The organism is Glacieibacterium frigidum, from assembly GCF_007097155.1.
In the GTDB taxonomy this organism is placed as follows: Bacteria; Pseudomonadota; Alphaproteobacteria; order Sphingomonadales; family Sphingomonadaceae; genus Glacieibacterium; species Glacieibacterium frigidum.
In genome coordinates this window covers 980277-995058 of record NZ_VJWA01000001.1, presented here as the reverse complement: position 1 = coordinate 995058, position 14782 = coordinate 980277, and the positions used below count along the sequence as shown (strand labels likewise).

At 67.8% G+C, this 14782-nt stretch carries 19 protein-coding genes; 9 read left to right on the top strand and 10 right to left on the bottom strand.

Annotated elements, in window-relative coordinates:
• The first annotated feature begins 17 nt into the window (after nucleotides 1-17).
• Entirely contained in the window at nucleotides 18-1796 is a 1779-nt protein-coding gene (locus FMM06_RS04820; protein ID WP_143555029.1) for an ABC transporter transmembrane domain-containing protein, read from the top strand.
• A gap of 63 nt (nucleotides 1797-1859) precedes the next feature.
• On the opposite strand, the gene FMM06_RS04815 is transcribed toward FMM06_RS04820, so the two are convergent.
• The 5 genes from FMM06_RS04815 to FMM06_RS04795 form a co-directional block, all read right to left on the bottom strand.
• A complete protein-coding gene (locus tag FMM06_RS04815) occupies nucleotides 1860-2270 on the bottom strand; it encodes an ExbD/TolR family protein (RefSeq protein ID WP_143555028.1) in 411 nt (136 codons plus the stop codon).
• Between the two features lie 213 nt (nucleotides 2271-2483).
• Entirely contained in the window at nucleotides 2484-2900 is a 417-nt protein-coding gene (locus FMM06_RS04810; protein WP_407925194.1) for an ExbD/TolR family protein, read from the bottom strand.
• A gap of 57 nt (nucleotides 2901-2957) precedes the next feature.
• Nucleotides 2958-3422: an ExbD/TolR family protein gene (locus FMM06_RS04805; RefSeq protein WP_143555026.1), complete on the bottom strand. Its 465-nt coding sequence runs from the start codon at nucleotides 3420-3422 to the stop codon at nucleotides 2958-2960.
• Between the two features lie 25 nt (nucleotides 3423-3447).
• Complete coding sequence (locus FMM06_RS04800; protein ID WP_143555025.1) at nucleotides 3448-4149, bottom strand: MotA/TolQ/ExbB proton channel family protein; 702 nt, start codon at nucleotides 4147-4149, stop codon at nucleotides 3448-3450.
• Between the two features lie 71 nt (nucleotides 4150-4220).
• Nucleotides 4221-4865: an energy transducer TonB gene (locus FMM06_RS04795; RefSeq protein WP_235889073.1), complete on the bottom strand. Its 645-nt coding sequence runs from the start codon at nucleotides 4863-4865 to the stop codon at nucleotides 4221-4223.
• 281 nt (nucleotides 4866-5146) lie between these two features.
• On the opposite strand from FMM06_RS04795, the gene FMM06_RS04790 reads away from it, so the two are divergent.
• Nucleotides 5147-5935, top strand: a complete 789-nt coding sequence (locus tag FMM06_RS04790; protein WP_143555023.1) for a hypothetical protein — start codon at nucleotides 5147-5149, stop codon at nucleotides 5933-5935.
• On the opposite strand, the gene FMM06_RS04785 is transcribed toward FMM06_RS04790, so the two are convergent.
• Together FMM06_RS04785 and FMM06_RS04780 are read right to left on the bottom strand one after the other, a co-directional pair.
• Nucleotides 5932-6333, bottom strand: a complete 402-nt coding sequence (locus FMM06_RS04785) for a dihydroneopterin aldolase (protein ID WP_185965041.1) — start codon at nucleotides 6331-6333, stop codon at nucleotides 5932-5934. The genes FMM06_RS04790 and FMM06_RS04785 overlap by 4 nt on opposite strands.
• Nucleotides 6330-7070, bottom strand: a complete 741-nt coding sequence (locus FMM06_RS04780; protein WP_143555022.1) for an SDR family NAD(P)-dependent oxidoreductase — start codon at nucleotides 7068-7070, stop codon at nucleotides 6330-6332. Before FMM06_RS04780 ends, FMM06_RS04785 begins: the two co-directional genes overlap by 4 nt.
• Nucleotides 7071-7243: 173 nt before the next feature.
• Between FMM06_RS04780 and uvrC the strand changes: the two genes are divergently transcribed.
• From uvrC to FMM06_RS04765, 3 genes are all read left to right on the top strand, one after another.
• A complete protein-coding gene (uvrC, locus tag FMM06_RS04775; protein WP_144237091.1) occupies nucleotides 7244-9169 on the top strand; it encodes an excinuclease ABC subunit UvrC in 1926 nt (641 codons plus the stop codon).
• A 61-nt stretch (nucleotides 9170-9230) separates the two neighbouring features.
• The gene (locus tag FMM06_RS04770; protein ID WP_207790239.1) at nucleotides 9231-9920 is read left to right on the top strand and encodes a glutathione S-transferase family protein; all 690 of its coding nucleotides are present in this window, start codon (nucleotides 9231-9233) and stop codon (nucleotides 9918-9920) included.
• Nucleotides 9917-11734 (top strand): energy transducer TonB, encoded by a 1818-nt coding sequence (locus FMM06_RS04765; RefSeq protein ID WP_143555021.1) that lies wholly within the window; start codon nucleotides 9917-9919, stop codon nucleotides 11732-11734. The genes FMM06_RS04770 and FMM06_RS04765 overlap by 4 nt, the downstream gene beginning before the upstream one ends.
• On the opposite strand, the gene FMM06_RS04760 is transcribed toward FMM06_RS04765, so the two are convergent.
• Both FMM06_RS04760 and FMM06_RS04755 read right to left on the bottom strand, forming a co-directional pair.
• Complete coding sequence (locus FMM06_RS04760; protein WP_143555020.1) at nucleotides 11731-12402, bottom strand: nitroreductase; 672 nt, start codon at nucleotides 12400-12402, stop codon at nucleotides 11731-11733. The two genes, FMM06_RS04765 and FMM06_RS04760, sit on opposite strands and share 4 nt — an antisense overlap.
• On the bottom strand, nucleotides 12399-12755 hold the full coding sequence (locus FMM06_RS04755; protein ID WP_143555019.1) for a DUF1428 domain-containing protein: 357 nt from the start codon (nucleotides 12753-12755) through the stop codon (nucleotides 12399-12401). The genes FMM06_RS04760 and FMM06_RS04755 overlap by 4 nt, the downstream gene beginning before the upstream one ends.
• 59 nt (nucleotides 12756-12814) lie before the next feature.
• Between FMM06_RS04755 and pgsA the strand changes: the two genes are divergently transcribed.
• The 4 genes from pgsA to FMM06_RS04735 are packed head-to-tail and all read left to right on the top strand — an operon-like array spanning nucleotide 12815 to nucleotide 14429.
• Nucleotides 12815-13375: a CDP-diacylglycerol--glycerol-3-phosphate 3-phosphatidyltransferase gene (pgsA, locus tag FMM06_RS04750; protein WP_144237090.1), complete on the top strand. Its 561-nt coding sequence runs from the start codon at nucleotides 12815-12817 to the stop codon at nucleotides 13373-13375.
• Nucleotides 13376-13380: 5 nt separating this feature from the next.
• Nucleotides 13381-13626 (top strand): molybdopterin converting factor subunit 1, encoded by a 246-nt coding sequence (moaD, locus tag FMM06_RS04745; protein ID WP_144237089.1) that lies wholly within the window; start codon nucleotides 13381-13383, stop codon nucleotides 13624-13626.
• The gene (locus tag FMM06_RS04740) at nucleotides 13623-14069 is read left to right on the top strand and encodes a molybdenum cofactor biosynthesis protein MoaE (protein WP_143555018.1); all 447 of its coding nucleotides are present in this window, start codon (nucleotides 13623-13625) and stop codon (nucleotides 14067-14069) included. The genes moaD and FMM06_RS04740 overlap by 4 nt, the downstream gene beginning before the upstream one ends.
• A gap of 24 nt (nucleotides 14070-14093) precedes the next feature.
• The gene (locus tag FMM06_RS04735) at nucleotides 14094-14429 is read left to right on the top strand and encodes a hypothetical protein (protein WP_143555017.1); all 336 of its coding nucleotides are present in this window, start codon (nucleotides 14094-14096) and stop codon (nucleotides 14427-14429) included.
• Here FMM06_RS04735 and FMM06_RS04730 read toward each other — a convergent pair.
• Nucleotides 14426-14782 (bottom strand): hypothetical protein, encoded by a 357-nt coding sequence (locus FMM06_RS04730; protein WP_143555016.1) that lies wholly within the window; start codon nucleotides 14780-14782, stop codon nucleotides 14426-14428. The two genes, FMM06_RS04735 and FMM06_RS04730, sit on opposite strands and share 4 nt — an antisense overlap.

Genomic DNA, 14782 nt, shown 5'->3' with positions numbered 1-14782 from the left:
GCCTGTTAGGGACGCGCATGGCCGAAATCTCCCCGCACGCCGCACCGCCGTCACGCAAGCTGTCGAACCTGTCGCTGCTCTGGGGGTTCGTGCGGGCCTATCCGTTCCAGCTGACGTGCGCGCTGATCGCGCTGATCGTCGCGGCGGGCGCGTCGCTCGCCATCCCGAATACGTTCAAGCAAATCGTCGACAACGGCTTCAAGGAGGGTAGCGACCCCGCGACGATCGCGCCGTTCTTCTGGGGTCTGCTCGGCGTCGTGCTGGTCATGGGCGTGGCCACCGCGTTCCGCTTCTACTTCGTCAGCTGGATCGGCGAGCGCGTCGTCGCCGACCTGCGCAAGGCCGTGCACGTCCACCTGCTGACCCTCGACCCGGCGTTCTTCGAGGAGAACCGCCCGTCGGAGATCGCCTCGCGCTTGACGTCGGACACCGCGGTGATCGAGCAGGTCGTCTCGACCAGCGCGTCGGTCGCGCTCCGCAACCTGTTCATGGGGCTCGGCGGCATCGTCTACATGGCGTTCCAGTCGCCGAAGCTGACCGGCTTCATGATGCTGGTCATCCCGCTGACCATCCTGCCGATCGTGCTGCTCGGGCGGCGCGTCAAGGCGATGTCGCGGACCAGCCAGGACCGCATCGCCAGCGTCGGAAGCATCGTCGCCGAGGTGCTGGGCGCAATCAAGGTCGTGCAGGCCTTCACCCAGGAAAAGCGCGAGGCAGCACGCTTCGGCCGCGCGGTCGAGGCGGCGTTCGACGCCGCCAAGCGCCGCATCCTGACGCGCTCGCTGATGACCGCGCTGGTCATCACTCTGATCTTCGGCGCGATCGCCCTGGTGCTGTGGGAGGGCGCGATTGACGTCATCGCGGGCCGCATGACCGGCGGCACGATCGCTGCCTTCGTGCTGGCGGCGGCGCTCGTCGCGGGCGCGTTCGGCGCGCTGACCGAGGTTTACGGCGACTTCATGCGCGCCGCGGGCGCCAGCGGCAGGCTGCAGGAACTGTTCGCCGCGCGCCCCGACATCCGCGCGCCGGAGAACGCCGTGGCGCTGCCAGCGCCGCAGGGGCGCCTCAGCCTCAGTCACGTCACCTTCAACTATCCGACAAAGCCAGACGGCCCGGCCCTCGTCGACTTCACCCTCGACGTACGCCCAGGCGAGACCGTCGCCGTCGTCGGCCCGTCGGGGGCGGGAAAGTCGACCCTGTTCCAGCTCGTCCAGCGCTTCTACGACCCGCAAGGCGGCACGATCAGCATCGACGGCGTGCCGCTGCCCCAGGCCGACCCGGTCGCGGTGCGCGCTCGGATCGCCGTCGTCCCGCAGGAGACGGTGGTGTTCGCGGCGACCGCATACGAGAACATCCTCTACGGCCGACCCGACGCGACCGAGGCCGAGGTCTGGGCAGCGGCCGAGGCCGCGCATGCCGCCGACTTCCTACGCGCCATGCCCGACGGCATCCACAGCTTCCTGGGCGAGGCCGGCACGCGCCTGTCGGGCGGCCAGCGCCAGCGCCTCGCGATCGCCCGCGCCGTGCTGCGCGATGCGCCGATCCTGCTACTCGACGAGGCGACATCGTCGCTTGATGCGGAGTCGGAGCAGCTGGTGCAGCGCGCTCTCGAGAAGCTGATGGAGGGGCGCACGACCCTGGTCATCGCGCACCGCTTCGCCACCGTGCGCGGGGCGGACCGGATCGTCGTGATGGACGATGGGCGGATCGTCGCGCAGGGGACGCACGACTCGCTGTACGCAGATGGCGGGCTGTATGCGCGGCTGGCGCGGTTGCAGTTCGCGGAAGCAGCCTGACCTCAAGTGGGCTAGGTGTAAGCTAAGAAACGCGACGACTATCGTCGCTCGCTCATCCGCGTCTTACCTGACGTATGCCTCATTCCCGACGAATGCGATCCGGGTGACACCCGCCCGCTGGACGGTCGCCATTACCTCGTCGACGATCTGGTACCGCGCCAAGGCATCGGGGCGCAGGCGCAGGAGGGGCTCGCTCGATGAGGCGATGCTGGCGCGCAGCCTGTCCTGCAGCGCGGTACGGTCGACGATCTGCTGGTTCCAATAGACATTGCCGAGCACGTCGATGTCGATCTGGTTCGATGCCGTGGCCGCGACTGGTCCGCCGCCGGAGGGCAGGTCGAGCTTCACCGCATGCGTGTTCAACGGGATCGTGATGATGAACATGATCAGGAGGACGAGCATGACGTCGATCAACGGCGTCGTGTTGATGTCCATCATCGGCGCATTGCCCGCCGCTGCTGCCGTCATCGCCATCACGAGACCTCCGTCTGCTTGCCGATAGCAAAGGCTAAGCCGTCTGGGCGTGGACGCAAGGCAGAAAAAAAGCCCCGGCAAAGCCGGGGCTGGCGTCGGACGAGTTCGGGCGCGAAGTGCGCCCGCCTCGCCGTCCGGTCTTGCGCGAGTCCGCGCCCAAGCAAGGAAACGCGAAGGTGCGTTTCCTCGCTTATGGCTCGGCCGCGCAGTGGCTCAATTCGCGTATTGCTCGTTCCCGACGAAGCCCATCTTCGTGACGCCGGCCTGCTGCGCCGTCGCCATCACCTTGTCGACGACCTCGTAGCGCGCCAGGCCCTCGGGCTTGAGGCGAAGTTCGGGCTGGGTGGGCAGCGCGACCGCGGTCTTCAGATACTGAAGCAGGCGGGGCTCATCGACCTCCTGCTTGTTCCAATAGATGTTGCCCAGGAAGTCGATGTCGATCTGGTTGAACACCGGGTCGACATTCGTCGGCGTGTTGTTCGGCACCGGCAGGTCGAGCTTCACCGCGTGCGTCTGGATCGGGATGGTGATGATGAACATGATCAGCAGCACCAGCATCACGTCGATCAGCGGCGTCGTATTGATGTCCATGATCGGGGCGCCCTGACCGCCGCCGCCGCCTACTGACATTGACATTCGTATCGTCTCCTGACGACCCGGGCGCTACAGCGCCCGGGTGTTAATCAATCAGCCCGCGAGCACGGGCTCGGAAATAAAGCCGATCTTGAGGAAGCCGGCCTGCTGCATCGTGAAGATCACGCCCCCGATGCAGCGATATTCCGTGTCCTTGTCGCCGCGGATGTGGACCTCGGGCAGCTCGATCTTGCCGCCCGCGGCCTCCTGCCGGGCAATTTCCGCCTTCAATGCCGCGACACCGCGAGTCCGCAACTCTTCCTTCGAGTCGACCTTCTGCTGACCCCAGAAGGTCTCGCAGCTGTTGGTCACCGAGATCAGCACGTTCTCCGGCTTGGTCACCGTCGCGATGTTGCTGACCGTCGGCAACCTGACCGGCACCGTCTGCAACACCGCGGGGATGGTGATCAGGAAGATGATCAGTAGCACCAGCATGACGTCGACGAGCGGCGTCGTGTTGATGTCGACGATCGGCGCTTCGGAACCGTCTTCGTTCGGTTGCCCGACACTCATCGACATTGGGATACTCCTGCCTGTCCGGCGATCACGCGGTCGCCGGCTTGCCGGGCGTCACGACGGGCTTGGCGGCCATCGGCGGCATCGCCTGCGGCGTGCGCGAACCCGACATCAGGGCGCCGTGAACGTCGGCGGCAAAGTTGCCGATACGCTCCGACACGTCCTTGTTGCGACGGATCAGCCAGTTGTAGCCGAGCACCGCGGGAACCGCGACGGCCAGACCGATGGCGGTCATGATCAGCGCCTCGCCGACCGGGCCCGCGACCTTGTCCATCGACGCCTGGCCCGACGCCGCGATGGCGATCAGCGCGCCGTAGATGCCGACGACGGTGCCGAACAGGCCGACGAACGGCGAGGTCGAACCGACCGACGCGAGGAACGCGAGGCCTTCCTGCAGCTTCGACTGGACGTTCGCGCTCGAACGGTTGAGCGCCATCGTCACCCACTCGTGCTGGTCGATCTTGTCGGTCAAGCGGCCTTCGTGATGGTCGCTGGCGCGCAGGCCGTCGTCGACGATCTGGCGGAAGGCCGAATTCTTGTCGAGCTTCTTGGCACCCTCGGCGAGGCTCGGCGCGCCCCAGAACTTCTTCTCGAGGTCCTTGGCGTCGGCGAGCACCTTACGCTGATCGAGATACTTGGTGATGATGATGTACCACGAACCGAGCGACATGATCGCGAGCAGGATGAGCACGCCCCAGGTCAGCGGGCCGCCCTCTTCGAGCGCGGACATCAGACCGAATTTGCTAGCTGTTTCCATCGTCGTTTCCCTTGCGTATTCTGATGTTTGTTATGTGAACGAGATTATTTGCGGATCTGCCAGCGAATGCGCTTGGTCAGCGAGTCAGCGACAGGCGTGCCGTTCTGCAGCGCCGGCTTGAAGCGCCAGCGCGACTGAGCGATCTTGCACGTCCGTTCGTCGAGCTTCGGGAAACCGCTGGGCGCGGTGATCTCGCAGCTTTCGACCCGGCCGTTGGCACCGATCGCGACACGGACCTGCGTCACGCCCTCTTCCTCGGCACGCAGCGACGACGGCGGATAATCGTCCTCGCTGACCTCGAAGATGCGGGCGTTGGCCGGCTGTGCCTTCGACGTCGGACCGGCCGGAGGTGCAGGCGCCGCGGGCGGCGCTGGCGGCGCTGCCGGGGCCGGCGGTTGGTACGCCTGGGGAGGCGGCACAACCGTCGTCTGCACGGTGATCGGCGGCGGCGGCGAGTCCGTCTGAACCTGCACATCGGGCGGCGGCACGTAGGGCGGAATCTCCACTTCCTTCGGCGGCGGCGGCGGCGGTTCGTCGGGCGGCGGCGCCTCTTCCTTGACCTGCACGGCCTCGATCGGCTCGATGATCTGCTTGACGAACTTCTGCGCCAACCCGGTCACCAGCAGCCAACCCAGCAAGACGTGGATCAGCACGACGGCCCCAAGGCCGATCATGCGGTTATTGCTCATCTTCTGATCGGCGTAAGCCATAAGCGGCGCGACACTCCCTCCAGATCGTCGTTGCGCGGCCCGCCGGTGTTCCGGTCGCTCCGCAACGGGCCGTCCAAACTAGACAACGCCGTTACGAAGGGATCGCTCCCCCGTTCCGGTCGCCGTTCGGCCACAAGTGTTAGCGGCGTGCGCCCTGTGCCGCAACCGCTTTGTCGTAGGATATGCCACCGGTGTCTTTGCTTGCCAGCCGGGTGCACGGCCCGGTATCGCTACCTGCCTGTCATTGGGCTGTTTCCGCCATGCGTCTGCTTTGCCTGCCTGTCGCTGCGCTGCTGATCGCCGCTGCGCCTCCGCCCGCCGTGCCGGGACCCGTGCCGACCTATGCCGACCTCGCGGCGCTGACACTCGTCAGCCCGGTCATCGTGCGTGCCACCATCACCCGCGCCGAACGGCTGGGCAGCAAGGACGCGCCCGACGTCGCGCCGGGCCGCGCCCGCCTGCTGGTGCGCGCGACGCTGGCCGCTGCGCTCAAGGCCCCCGCCGCGGTCCCGGCCGAGATCAGCTATCTCGTCGAGGTGCCGCTGGCCGGCGGCAAGCCGCCAAAGCTGAAAGGCGCGGGCGTATTGCTGTTCCTGCGCCCCGGCGCCGAGCCCGGCCAGTTCACCCTGGTCAGCGCCGCCTCGCAGATCGGCGCCACGCCCGCTGCCGAGGCGACGGCGCGCGCGGTGCTGGGCGCCGCGCGCGATCCGGCGATCCCCGTCGTCACCGGCATCGGCAACGCTTTCCGGGTTCCGGGCGCGATCCCGGGCGAGGCCGAGAGCCAGTTCTTCCTGACCACCGCGGGCCGCCCGGTGTCGCTCGTCGTGCTGACGCGGCCGGGCGCGGCGCGGACGCTCAGCCTGGCGCTCGGCGAGATCGTCGACGATGCCGCCGCGCCGATCCAGCGCGACACGTTGCTGTGGTACCGCCTCGCGTGCTTCCTGCCGCGCACCCTGCCCGAGCGGGTCGGCGGCGACGACCGCGCCGCGCTGGCCGACGATTACGCCTTCGTGCTCGAGACGCTGGGGGCCTGCACGCGCAACCTTTAGAACGAGGCAAGTTCGACGCCGACCGCCGCGCAATCGGGGTAGATGTCGGGCTTGCGCGTCGAGATGCGCAGCGCCGTCACGCCGCGCCGCGCCGCGATCAGGTCGTAGATCGCGTGCGCCACGGTCTCCTGCAGGTTGAAGCGCCGGCCCTGCGTCAGGCCGAGGATCGCGGTCCGCAGCCGGTCATAGTCCCAGGCTTCGGCGGGGTCGTCGCCGGTCGGGAAGTGCGCCGCATCGAGCCACACCTCGACGTTGACGCGCAGGCGCTGCGGCGTGCCGATCTCGAAATCGTGAAAGCCGATGTCGCAGGGAAAATCGAAATCATCGAGCACGATCTTGCGCGTGCGGGCGCGCAGCGTGTCGGGAACGAGGCCGTCGAGACGTACCGGATGTATCATTTGTCCACCATGAAAGCGACGTCGCGCGGCAGGCCCATGAGGCGCTGGCCACCGTCGAGCGTGATCGTCTGGGCGTTGAGCGTCGGCGTCGCAAGGATGAAGCGCAGCGCGCCGACGATCTCCTCGACCTCGACGCCGCGGCCGAGCGGGTTCATCCCGTGCGCCGCCTCGAAATTCTCGCGCGACTGCGGCCCGCTGACCATCGTCACGGCGGGCGCGATGCCGTTGACGCGCAGCCGTGGCGCATAGGCGCGAGCCGCCAGCTCGGTCAGGCCCGCCAGGCCGATCTTCGACAGCGTGTAGGAGAAATAATCGGGGTTCAGCGCGCTGAGCTTGGCGTCGAGCAGGTTGACGACGCACGCCGTCGCGTCGGCGGGCACTGCGGCGGCGAAGGCGCGCGTCAGGAGCGCCGGCGCGCGCAGGTTGATGTCGAGGTGTGCGGTCCAGTCGGCGAGGCCGAAATCGTCGATCGTGTCGTACGCGAAGCGCGACGCCGAATTGACCAGCAGGCCGAGCGGACCTGAAGCCGCGGCGAGGATCGTCGCGGCGGCGTCCGGGTCGGCAAGGTCGGCCGAAACCACGGTGGCGTTGCCGACTTCCGCCGCCAGCGCGTCGGCAGCCTCGACCGACGTGTTGCAGTGGATGACGACGTGCCAGCCGTCGGCGGCGAGCGCGCGGACCAGCGCTGCGCCGATGCGCTTCGCTCCGCCGGTGACGATGGCCGTACGCGTGATCATGGCGGCGACCTAGCCGCGAGGGGTCGCACCGGCAAGCTGCCTGAAAAAAGGGCAGACCAAGCCCCACGCCCGTGCGTCCCCGCCGCTTGCGTGCGGAACCCACCCACTTGTCCACAGAAGGCGTGGATAAGCGCGTTGAGCATCGGGGCACGCGCGCCTATCTGACGAAGGCAATGGCGCAACCCCCGATCATTGACCGATTTTCCGAAGAAACCGCGACCTTCACGGTCCGCGGCAACGAAAAGCCCGACCTCGAAACGGGCGTAGCCGCGATCCGCAACGTGCTGAGAACATTGCCCCAGCGTCCGGGCGTGTACCGCATGACCGATGCCGACGGCGGGGTGCTGTACGTCGGCAAGGCGCGGCACCTGAAGGCACGCGTGACCAACTACACCCAGGTCACCCGCCTGCCCCGCCGCCTGCAGCGCATGGTCGCCCAGACGCGCGACATGACGATCGTCACGACCAACAGCGAGAGCGAGGCGCTGCTGCTCGAGGCGCAGCTGATCAAGCGCTTCCGCCCCGCCTACAACGTGCTGCTCCGCGACGATAAGTCCTTCCCCTTCATCTTCCTGCGCGAGGATCACGGCTTCCCGCGCATCGCCAAGCATCGCGGCGCGCGCGTCGGCAAGGGCGTGTTCTACGGGCCGTTCGCCAGCGCCGGCGCGGTCAACACGACGCTGAATGCGCTGCAGAAGGTGTTCTTGCTGCGGTCGTGCTCGGATTCGTTCTTCGCCAACCGCTCGCGGCCGTGCCTGCTGCACCAGATCCGCCGCTGCTCGGCCCCGTGCGTCGGGCGCATCGACGAGGCGGGCTATGCCGAGCTGGTCGGCGACGCCAAGGCGTTCCTGTCGGGCAAGAGCCAGGACACGCAGAAGAAGCTGGGTGCGGCGATGCAGGCCGCGGCCGAGGCGATGGATTTCGAGCTCGCGGCAGTCTTCCGCGACCGGCTGCGCGCGCTGACCTATATCCAGGGCAGCCAGGCGATCAACGCGGGCGATGATGCCAAGGACGCCGACATCGTCGCGCTCGCCTGCCATGCCGGCACGATGTGCATCCAGATGTTCTTCATCCGCGGCGGCCAGAACTGGGGACACCGCAGCTTCTTCCCCGCGCACACCGCCGACGTGCCCGAGGACGAGGTGCTGACCAGCTTCCTCGCGCAGTTTTACGAGGACGTGCCGGCGCCGCGCGAGATCCTGATCGACCGCACCCTCGACGAGATGGCACTCGTCGCCGACGCGCTGTCGGAGCGCGCCGGCAAGCGCGTCGCGCTGCGCCATGCCCAGCGCGGGCCGGCGAAGCAGCTCGTCGCGCAGGCCAAGCGCAATGCCGAGGAGGCGCTCGAACGGCGGCTGGCGGAGTCGACCACGCAAGGGCAGCTGATGCGTGAGCTCGCCGAGCTGTTCGACCTCAGCGAAACCCCGCAACGCATCGAAGTCTACGACAACAGCCACATCATGGGCACCAACGCCCTCGGCGCGATGATCGTCGCGGGGCCCGAGGGCTTCCGCAAGAACCAGTACCGCAAGTTCAACATGAACGACGCGAGCATCACGCCTGGCGACGATTTCGCGATGATGAAGGCGATGCTGGCACGCCGCTTCGCGCGGCTGGAGCGCGAGGACCCCGACAAGACCAGCGGCGAATGGCCCGACCTGCTGCTCATCGACGGCGGCAAGGGGCAGTTGTCGGCGGTGATGGAGGTGATGGGCGAGCTCGGCGCGCACGGCATCTGCGTCGTCGGTGTGTCGAAGGGGCCCGACCGCAATGCGGGCCGCGAGACCTTCCATCTGCCCTCAGGCCGCGAGCTGACGCTGCCGGTGAACGCGCCGGTCTTGTTCTTCCTGCAGCGCCTGCGCGACGAGGCGCACCGCTTCGCGATCGGCGCCCACCGCGCCAAGCGGTCGAAGGCGATCGTCGCCAACCCGCTCGACGACGTCCCCGGCATCGGCCCGGCCCGCAAGCGCGCGCTGCTGATGCACTTCGGCACCTCGCGCGCCGTGCGGGGCGCGACGCTGGAGGATCTGGAGCGCGCGCCCGGCATCTCGAAGGGCATGGCGGCGAGCATCCACGGCCACTTCCACCCGCGTGGGTGAAACGGTAGTCTTGCCCGACGGCGAGGAGGCTCGCCCCGTTCGACTGGCCCGAGGAGCAGCCGTGACTCTCACTCTCTACACCGCCGCGACGCCCAACGGATACAAGGTGTCGGTCGCCCTCGAGGAGATGGGGCTGGCGTACGACGTCCACCGCGTCGACCTGATGAAGGGCGAGCAGAAGCAGCAGTGGTTTCTCGACATCTGCCCCAACGGGCGCATCCCGGCGCTGACCGACGACGGCTTCGCGATCTTCGAAAGCGGCGCGATCCTCGTCTATCTTGCCGAGAAGACCGGGCAGTTCATGCCAGCCGACGTGCAGGGCCGCAGCCGCGTCATGCAGTGGCTCATGTTCCAGATGGGGGGCGTCGGCCCGATGATGGGCCAGGCCAACGTCTTCTTCCGCTATTTCCCCGAGAAGATCCCGGCGGCGATCGCGCGCTATCAGGGCGAAGGGCGGCGGCTGTTTACCGTTCTCGACACGCAGCTCGGCAAGACCGAATATCTGGCGGGCGACGACTACAGCATCGCCGACATCGCCAACTGGTGCTGGACCCGCACCGCGAGCTGGAGCGGCATCGACACCGAAGGCCTGCCCAACCTGTCGCGCTGGCACGCCGCCATCGCCGCCCGGCCCGGCGCCCAGCGCGGCATCGTCGTCCCCGAGGACGCCAGCGCCAAGATGAAGGAAGGCGACGCCGCCAAGAAGTTCGCCGAGAACGCGCGGTCGATCGTCGAGACGGGGAAGCCGTGAGGCCATTGATCCGCCGGGCATTGCTCGGGACGCTGGTCGCATCGTTCGGTATCATGGCGCAGGCAGCACCCGGCGTGGGAGTGCCGGGAGGTCAGTTGACCGCGTTCCCACCCGCGGGGGACTATATCCTGCATACGCGCCTACGGCTCGCGGCGGCGCGCGGTCCGCTATCGGCCGCGAGTGCGCGTGGTTTTGGCGAACTGTACGAGGCCATATTCGAGACGGCAGAGGCCGAGCGCTGGTATAAGGTTGCCCTGACCAAAACGCCCGGGCGCACCGATGCGCTTGCTGCGCGCCTGGGTCTAGCCCGGCTGTCGCTGTTCTCCGCGCCGAAGAACACGCAGGCACTCTTGACCGCGCTTGATGGCGAGCCAGAAGTCGCTCCTGCAGTTGCGCAGCTTCGCGGACGTCTGCGGCTCAACGCTGGCGACTATGCGGGCGCGATGGCCGCGCTACGCACCGCGGTGACTCTGGCGCTCGAGATCGGCGATGCCGAAGCCAAGGCGACGATCCAGTCGGCACAGGCGGATCTCGCCGTGGCGGCGGCACTGTCCGGCGACCCCGCGCGTGCAGCGACGTACTACGCGCTCGCGGGAAATGGCATGCAGACTCCGACGCTCGAAATGCCGGAAGACGGCAGTTCGCCGCGCTGCGATCCGAAAGCCGGTATTCTTGCTGAAGACCGGGTAATCTTCGAGGTCATCGTCAACCCGGCAGGGGTGATCAACCGCCTATCGCCCATGTGGGCCAGTCGACCCGGCGCACCCGTCGAACTTTTCGGACTCTATCTGCCCGAAATGTGGCGCTGGCCCGCTGGCGATCGAGCAGCGGTCTGGGAACAGGGCGTGCGCATTGCGGTGGCGTGCGCGTGGAACGGCAGGAGACTGTGGACTGACTGGCGTGACGTCCCGCTGCTTGACTGGATGGTCACTCGCAGACTTGAGCCGACTCCGGCTGGCGGAAACGGCACCATCGCCACCGTTCGGCGCCTCACCGAGGAACTCGCGGCGCGCGAACTCACCTCCGGTCCGCAATCGCCGGAATTGCTGCCGGTGCTGCTAGAGCTACAAGCGAAAGATGGGGTCAGTGATGCTGCCAAGCTTGCTCATGCGGAACGCTCGCTCGCAATCGCGATTGCGGCGGGAGCGCCGCCGAAGGTTGTCGCGTCCTATCAGGCGGACGTTTATCGTCGTGGTACAGCTGCCGATCGAGACGAAGTGCGTCGACGGAGCGAGTCCTATCTGACGCTGCTGCGCGATGCCGATCCTCACGGGCCTATCGCGATCGAGTCAGCGATCCTGATTGCCCAAATCGATATCGAACGTGGGAACATTCAGGCGGGCAAGGAACGTCTGCGGTCGGTCCTGGCACGACCCACGGGCTTGCTTGCGAGCAACGACGAGGGGCGGCGGCATGCGGCGGCGAGACTGGCGAAACTTACCGACGCTGACGGTCGCACTGCCGAGGCGACGTCCATTTTGCGGGCAGCAGGCTTGCCCGCGGATCTGTGCGTGCGCGCTTCGTCCAAGCCGATGGTCGCTGAGGTCAATATCAGTGAAAGCAGCTTTCCGCCGGACGCACGGGCCAGGACAATCGAGGGGATGGTGACGGTCGAAACCCGCATCCTCGCGAATGGCGACGCCACCCAGGCAAGGGTCGTCTACGAGCAGCCGGCAGGACTGTTCGGACAGGCCAGCATCGCAGCGTTCGCCAAGGCCCGTGCCGCCCCTCCACTGCTGGCCGGGCGGCCGTTTGCGTGCACCGCCGAGCCATTGCGTATCCGGTGGCAACTGGCTGAGTTCGAGGGCGACTAAATCCCCCGAAAACTCGCGAAATCGCCGAGCGGCGCGCGGCGCGCCTGCATCGCGTTGGCGGGGTCGGCCGAGTCCTTGAAGCCGATCGCCATGCCGGTGAACAGCATGCGCTCGGGCGGGATGCCGATGAACTCGCCGATCGTCTTCGGATAGATCGCCCAGCATTCCTGCGGGCACGAATCGAGCCCTTCCTCGCGCAGCAGCAGCATGACCGTCTGCAGGTACATGCCGAGGTCGCTCCACTGCGGCGGCCCCATCGTACGCGCTACCGAGCAGAACAGCGCCACCGGCGCGCCGAAGAACTGGAAATTGCGCGCGAACCACATCATCCGCGCCAGCTTGTTCTCGCGCGGGATGCCGAGCGCGCCGTACAGGTCCTCGCCGACTTCGAAGCGGTAGCGGCTGTAGGGCTCGGGCAGTTCCTTCGGGTAGATATCGTACTCGGTCGGCTCGCCCTTCGGCGCCTCGGGCACGCGCTTAGCCATGATCGCCTTCAGCGCATCGAGATCGGCACCGCCGACGACGTCGATGTGCCACGGCTGAAGATTGCCCCCCGACGGCGCCCGGGCGGCGCGCTCGAGCACGCGGCGGATGACCGCGCCATCGACCGGATCGGGCAGGAACCCGCGCACCGAACGCCGCGACGCGACGGCTTCGCTGACGATCACGCGCGCAGGTCCACGACGGGCGTGAAACCGCCGAAGATCATGCGCTTACCGTCGAACGGCGCCGACGGTGCGCCGGTCATGCGCGGGTCGTCCATGATGCCGGCCATGGCCTCGTCGCGCACCGCCTTCGATGGCCATTCGATCCAGGCGAAGGCGATCTTCTCGCCATCGGTCGCAGCGACGGCGCGGCGGAAATCGGTCTGCTTGCCGTCGGGGACGTCGTCCTCCCAACACTCGACGACGCGCAGCGCGCCGCGCTCGATGAAGATCGCGTCGACGAACTCGGCATGCGCGATGAAGTCGGCGCGCTTGTCGCCCGGCACCGCAATTACGAAGCCGTCCACATAAGTCACTGCATCTCTCCCCGTCAGGCGTTGAGCCGCGTGCCAGCATAGCCTAGACCCGGCCCGTGTTGTCCAGCCTGCCCAACCTGCTGACCCTGAGCCGCATTCTGGCGGTGCCGCTGCTCGTGATCCTGATGTGGTCGCCGGGCTGGGGCGCGTGGCTGGCGGCGTTCGTGGTGTTCAGCGTCGCGGGCGCGACCGACTATCTCGACGGTTATCTGGCGCGCGCCCGCGGCACGGTGTCGAAGCTCGGCGTGTTTCTCGATCCCGTCGCCGACAAGATCATGGTCGCGGCGGCGATCGTCATGCTGGTGCACAGCGGCATCGTCCACGGCTGGGCGGTGATCGCCGCGCTGATCATCCTGCTGCGCGAGATCACCGTATCGGGCCTGCGCGAATATCTCGCGGGCCTGCAGGTCTCTCTGCCCGTCAGCCGGCTGGCGAAGTGGAAGACCGCGGCGCAGATGATCGCGCTCGGCGCGCTGATCCTGGCGGGTACCACGGGCGCTGCGTGGCTGGCGTGGCTGCCGGCGTACGAGGTCGGCATCGGTGCGCTGTGGCTCGCCGCGCTGCTGACGTTGATTACCGGCTATGATTATCTGCGGGTCGGCCTGAAGCACATGTCGTGACGCGGCTGCTTTACTTCGCCTGGGTGCGCGAGCGGGTCGGCGTGGCGGAGGAGACGATCGACTTGCCGCCTGCGCTGGTCACCGTCGCCGACCTGCTCGACTGGCTGGCGACGCGCTCGCCCGGCCACGCCGCCGCGCTGAGTGACCGCAGCGCCGTCCGGGTCGGGGTCGATCAGGACTTCGCCGGCTTCGACGCTCCGATAGCGGGCGCCCGCGAGATCGCGATCTTCCCGCCCGTCACCGGCGGATGATCGCGGTTCGCGTCCAGGCCGAGCCCTTCGACCTCGCGGCGGAGGCCACCGCGCTGACCGCCGGACGCACCGACATCGGCGCGCTCGTGACCTTCACCGGCCTCGTCCGCGATCATGGTTTAAGCCTCGAACATTATCCCGGCATGACCGAGCGCCAGCTGTGCGCCGTCGCCGACGAGGCCTGCGCCCGCTGGCCGGTCCTCGCCGGCACCGTGGTGCACCGCTACGGCGACCTCGGCCCCGGCGACCCGATCGTCTTCGTCGCGGTCGCCGCCGCGCACCGTGCCGCCGCATTCGAGGCCGCGAGCTTCCTGATGGACTGGCTCAAGACCCGCGCGCCGTTCTGGAAGCGCGCCGGGGACGAGTGGGTCGCGGCGAACGCGAGCGATGACGAGGCGGCGGCGCGCTGGGGCGGCTTGCCGGGGGATCGCGAGCCGGGCTAGGCTGCCGCTCAGAGGGAGCAGCTTATGGCGCGGTTCGTACCCAATGTGCCGGTGGTCCAGCGTGATCCGGTGGTCGCCGTCGACGCCGATCCGTTGAAGCCGCTGCCGGTCGGGCGCAACCGCTTCCGCCTCGTCGTCGTCGACGATGCCGGCAACGAGTCCGAGCCGACCTTCCTCGAGGTCATCATCCGCGACGACACGAAGCCGACCGCGGTCCTTGACATCGTCGATGCAAGCGGGGCCCGCGTCACGCCGACAGTCGGCGCGGGCAAATCCTTCATCCTGTCGGGCGCGCGGTCGAGCGACGTCGCACCGGGCAAGATCAGCGAATACCGCTTTACGCTGCTGCCCGCCGTCTAGGCCACGAACGCGCGCCACGCGACATAGGCAAGCGGCACGAGCCCGATCAGGTCGGCAATCGCAATGCCGCGCAGCGCCGGCGGCTGCCCGCTCGTCGCATAGACGAGCAGAAACGAGATCATGCTGATCGCGACCGCGACGACGGCAAGCCGCCGGACCGCCGGGTCGAAGATCGCGGCGATGCAGATCACGACCACGAGGGCGAACAGCGCGGCGCGATGCTGCAGCAACGCGAACGCGGTCCCACCCGCCTCGACGCCGTACAGCCGCGCGATCAAGGCAGGACTGAAGAAGGCGAGCGCCGGCATCAGATGCAGCGCGGCGAGCAGCCCCCAGGCGATCCGTTCGACCAT

Bases quoted from the DNA above. Each gene is read 5' to 3' on its own strand.
- FMM06_RS04730 (WP_143555016.1), bottom strand. From the start codon at position 14,782: ATGGTCGAACGGATCGCCTGGGGGCTGCTCGCCGCGCTGCATCTGATG.
- FMM06_RS04780 (WP_143555022.1), bottom strand. From the start codon at position 7,070: ATGATCACGCGTACGGCCATCGTCACCGGCGGAGCGAAGCGCATCGGC.
- FMM06_RS04805 (WP_143555026.1), bottom strand. From the start codon at position 3,422: ATGTCGATGAGTGTCGGGCAACCGAACGAAGACGGTTCCGAAGCGCCG.
- uvrC (WP_144237091.1), top strand. From the start codon at position 7,244: ATGGCGCAACCCCCGATCATTGACCGATTTTCCGAAGAAACCGCGACC.
- FMM06_RS04785 (WP_185965041.1), bottom strand. From the start codon at position 6,333: ATGATACATCCGGTACGTCTCGACGGCCTCGTTCCCGACACGCTGCGC.
- FMM06_RS04735 (WP_143555017.1), top strand. From the start codon at position 14,094: ATGGCGCGGTTCGTACCCAATGTGCCGGTGGTCCAGCGTGATCCGGTG.
- FMM06_RS04815 (WP_143555028.1), bottom strand. From the start codon at position 2,270: ATGGCGATGACGGCAGCAGCGGCGGGCAATGCGCCGATGATGGACATC.
- FMM06_RS04795 (WP_235889073.1), bottom strand. From the start codon at position 4,865: ATGAGCAATAACCGCATGATCGGCCTTGGGGCCGTCGTGCTGATCCAC.
- FMM06_RS04810 (WP_407925194.1), bottom strand. From the start codon at position 2,900: ATGTCAGTAGGCGGCGGCGGCGGTCAGGGCGCCCCGATCATGGACATC.
- FMM06_RS04740 (WP_143555018.1), top strand. From the start codon at position 13,623: ATGATCGCGGTTCGCGTCCAGGCCGAGCCCTTCGACCTCGCGGCGGAG.
- FMM06_RS04820 (WP_143555029.1), top strand. From the start codon at position 18: ATGGCCGAAATCTCCCCGCACGCCGCACCGCCGTCACGCAAGCTGTCG.
- FMM06_RS04800 (WP_143555025.1), bottom strand. From the start codon at position 4,149: ATGTCCGCGCTCGAAGAGGGCGGCCCGCTGACCTGGGGCGTGCTCATC.
- FMM06_RS04790 (WP_143555023.1), top strand. From the start codon at position 5,147: ATGCGTCTGCTTTGCCTGCCTGTCGCTGCGCTGCTGATCGCCGCTGCG.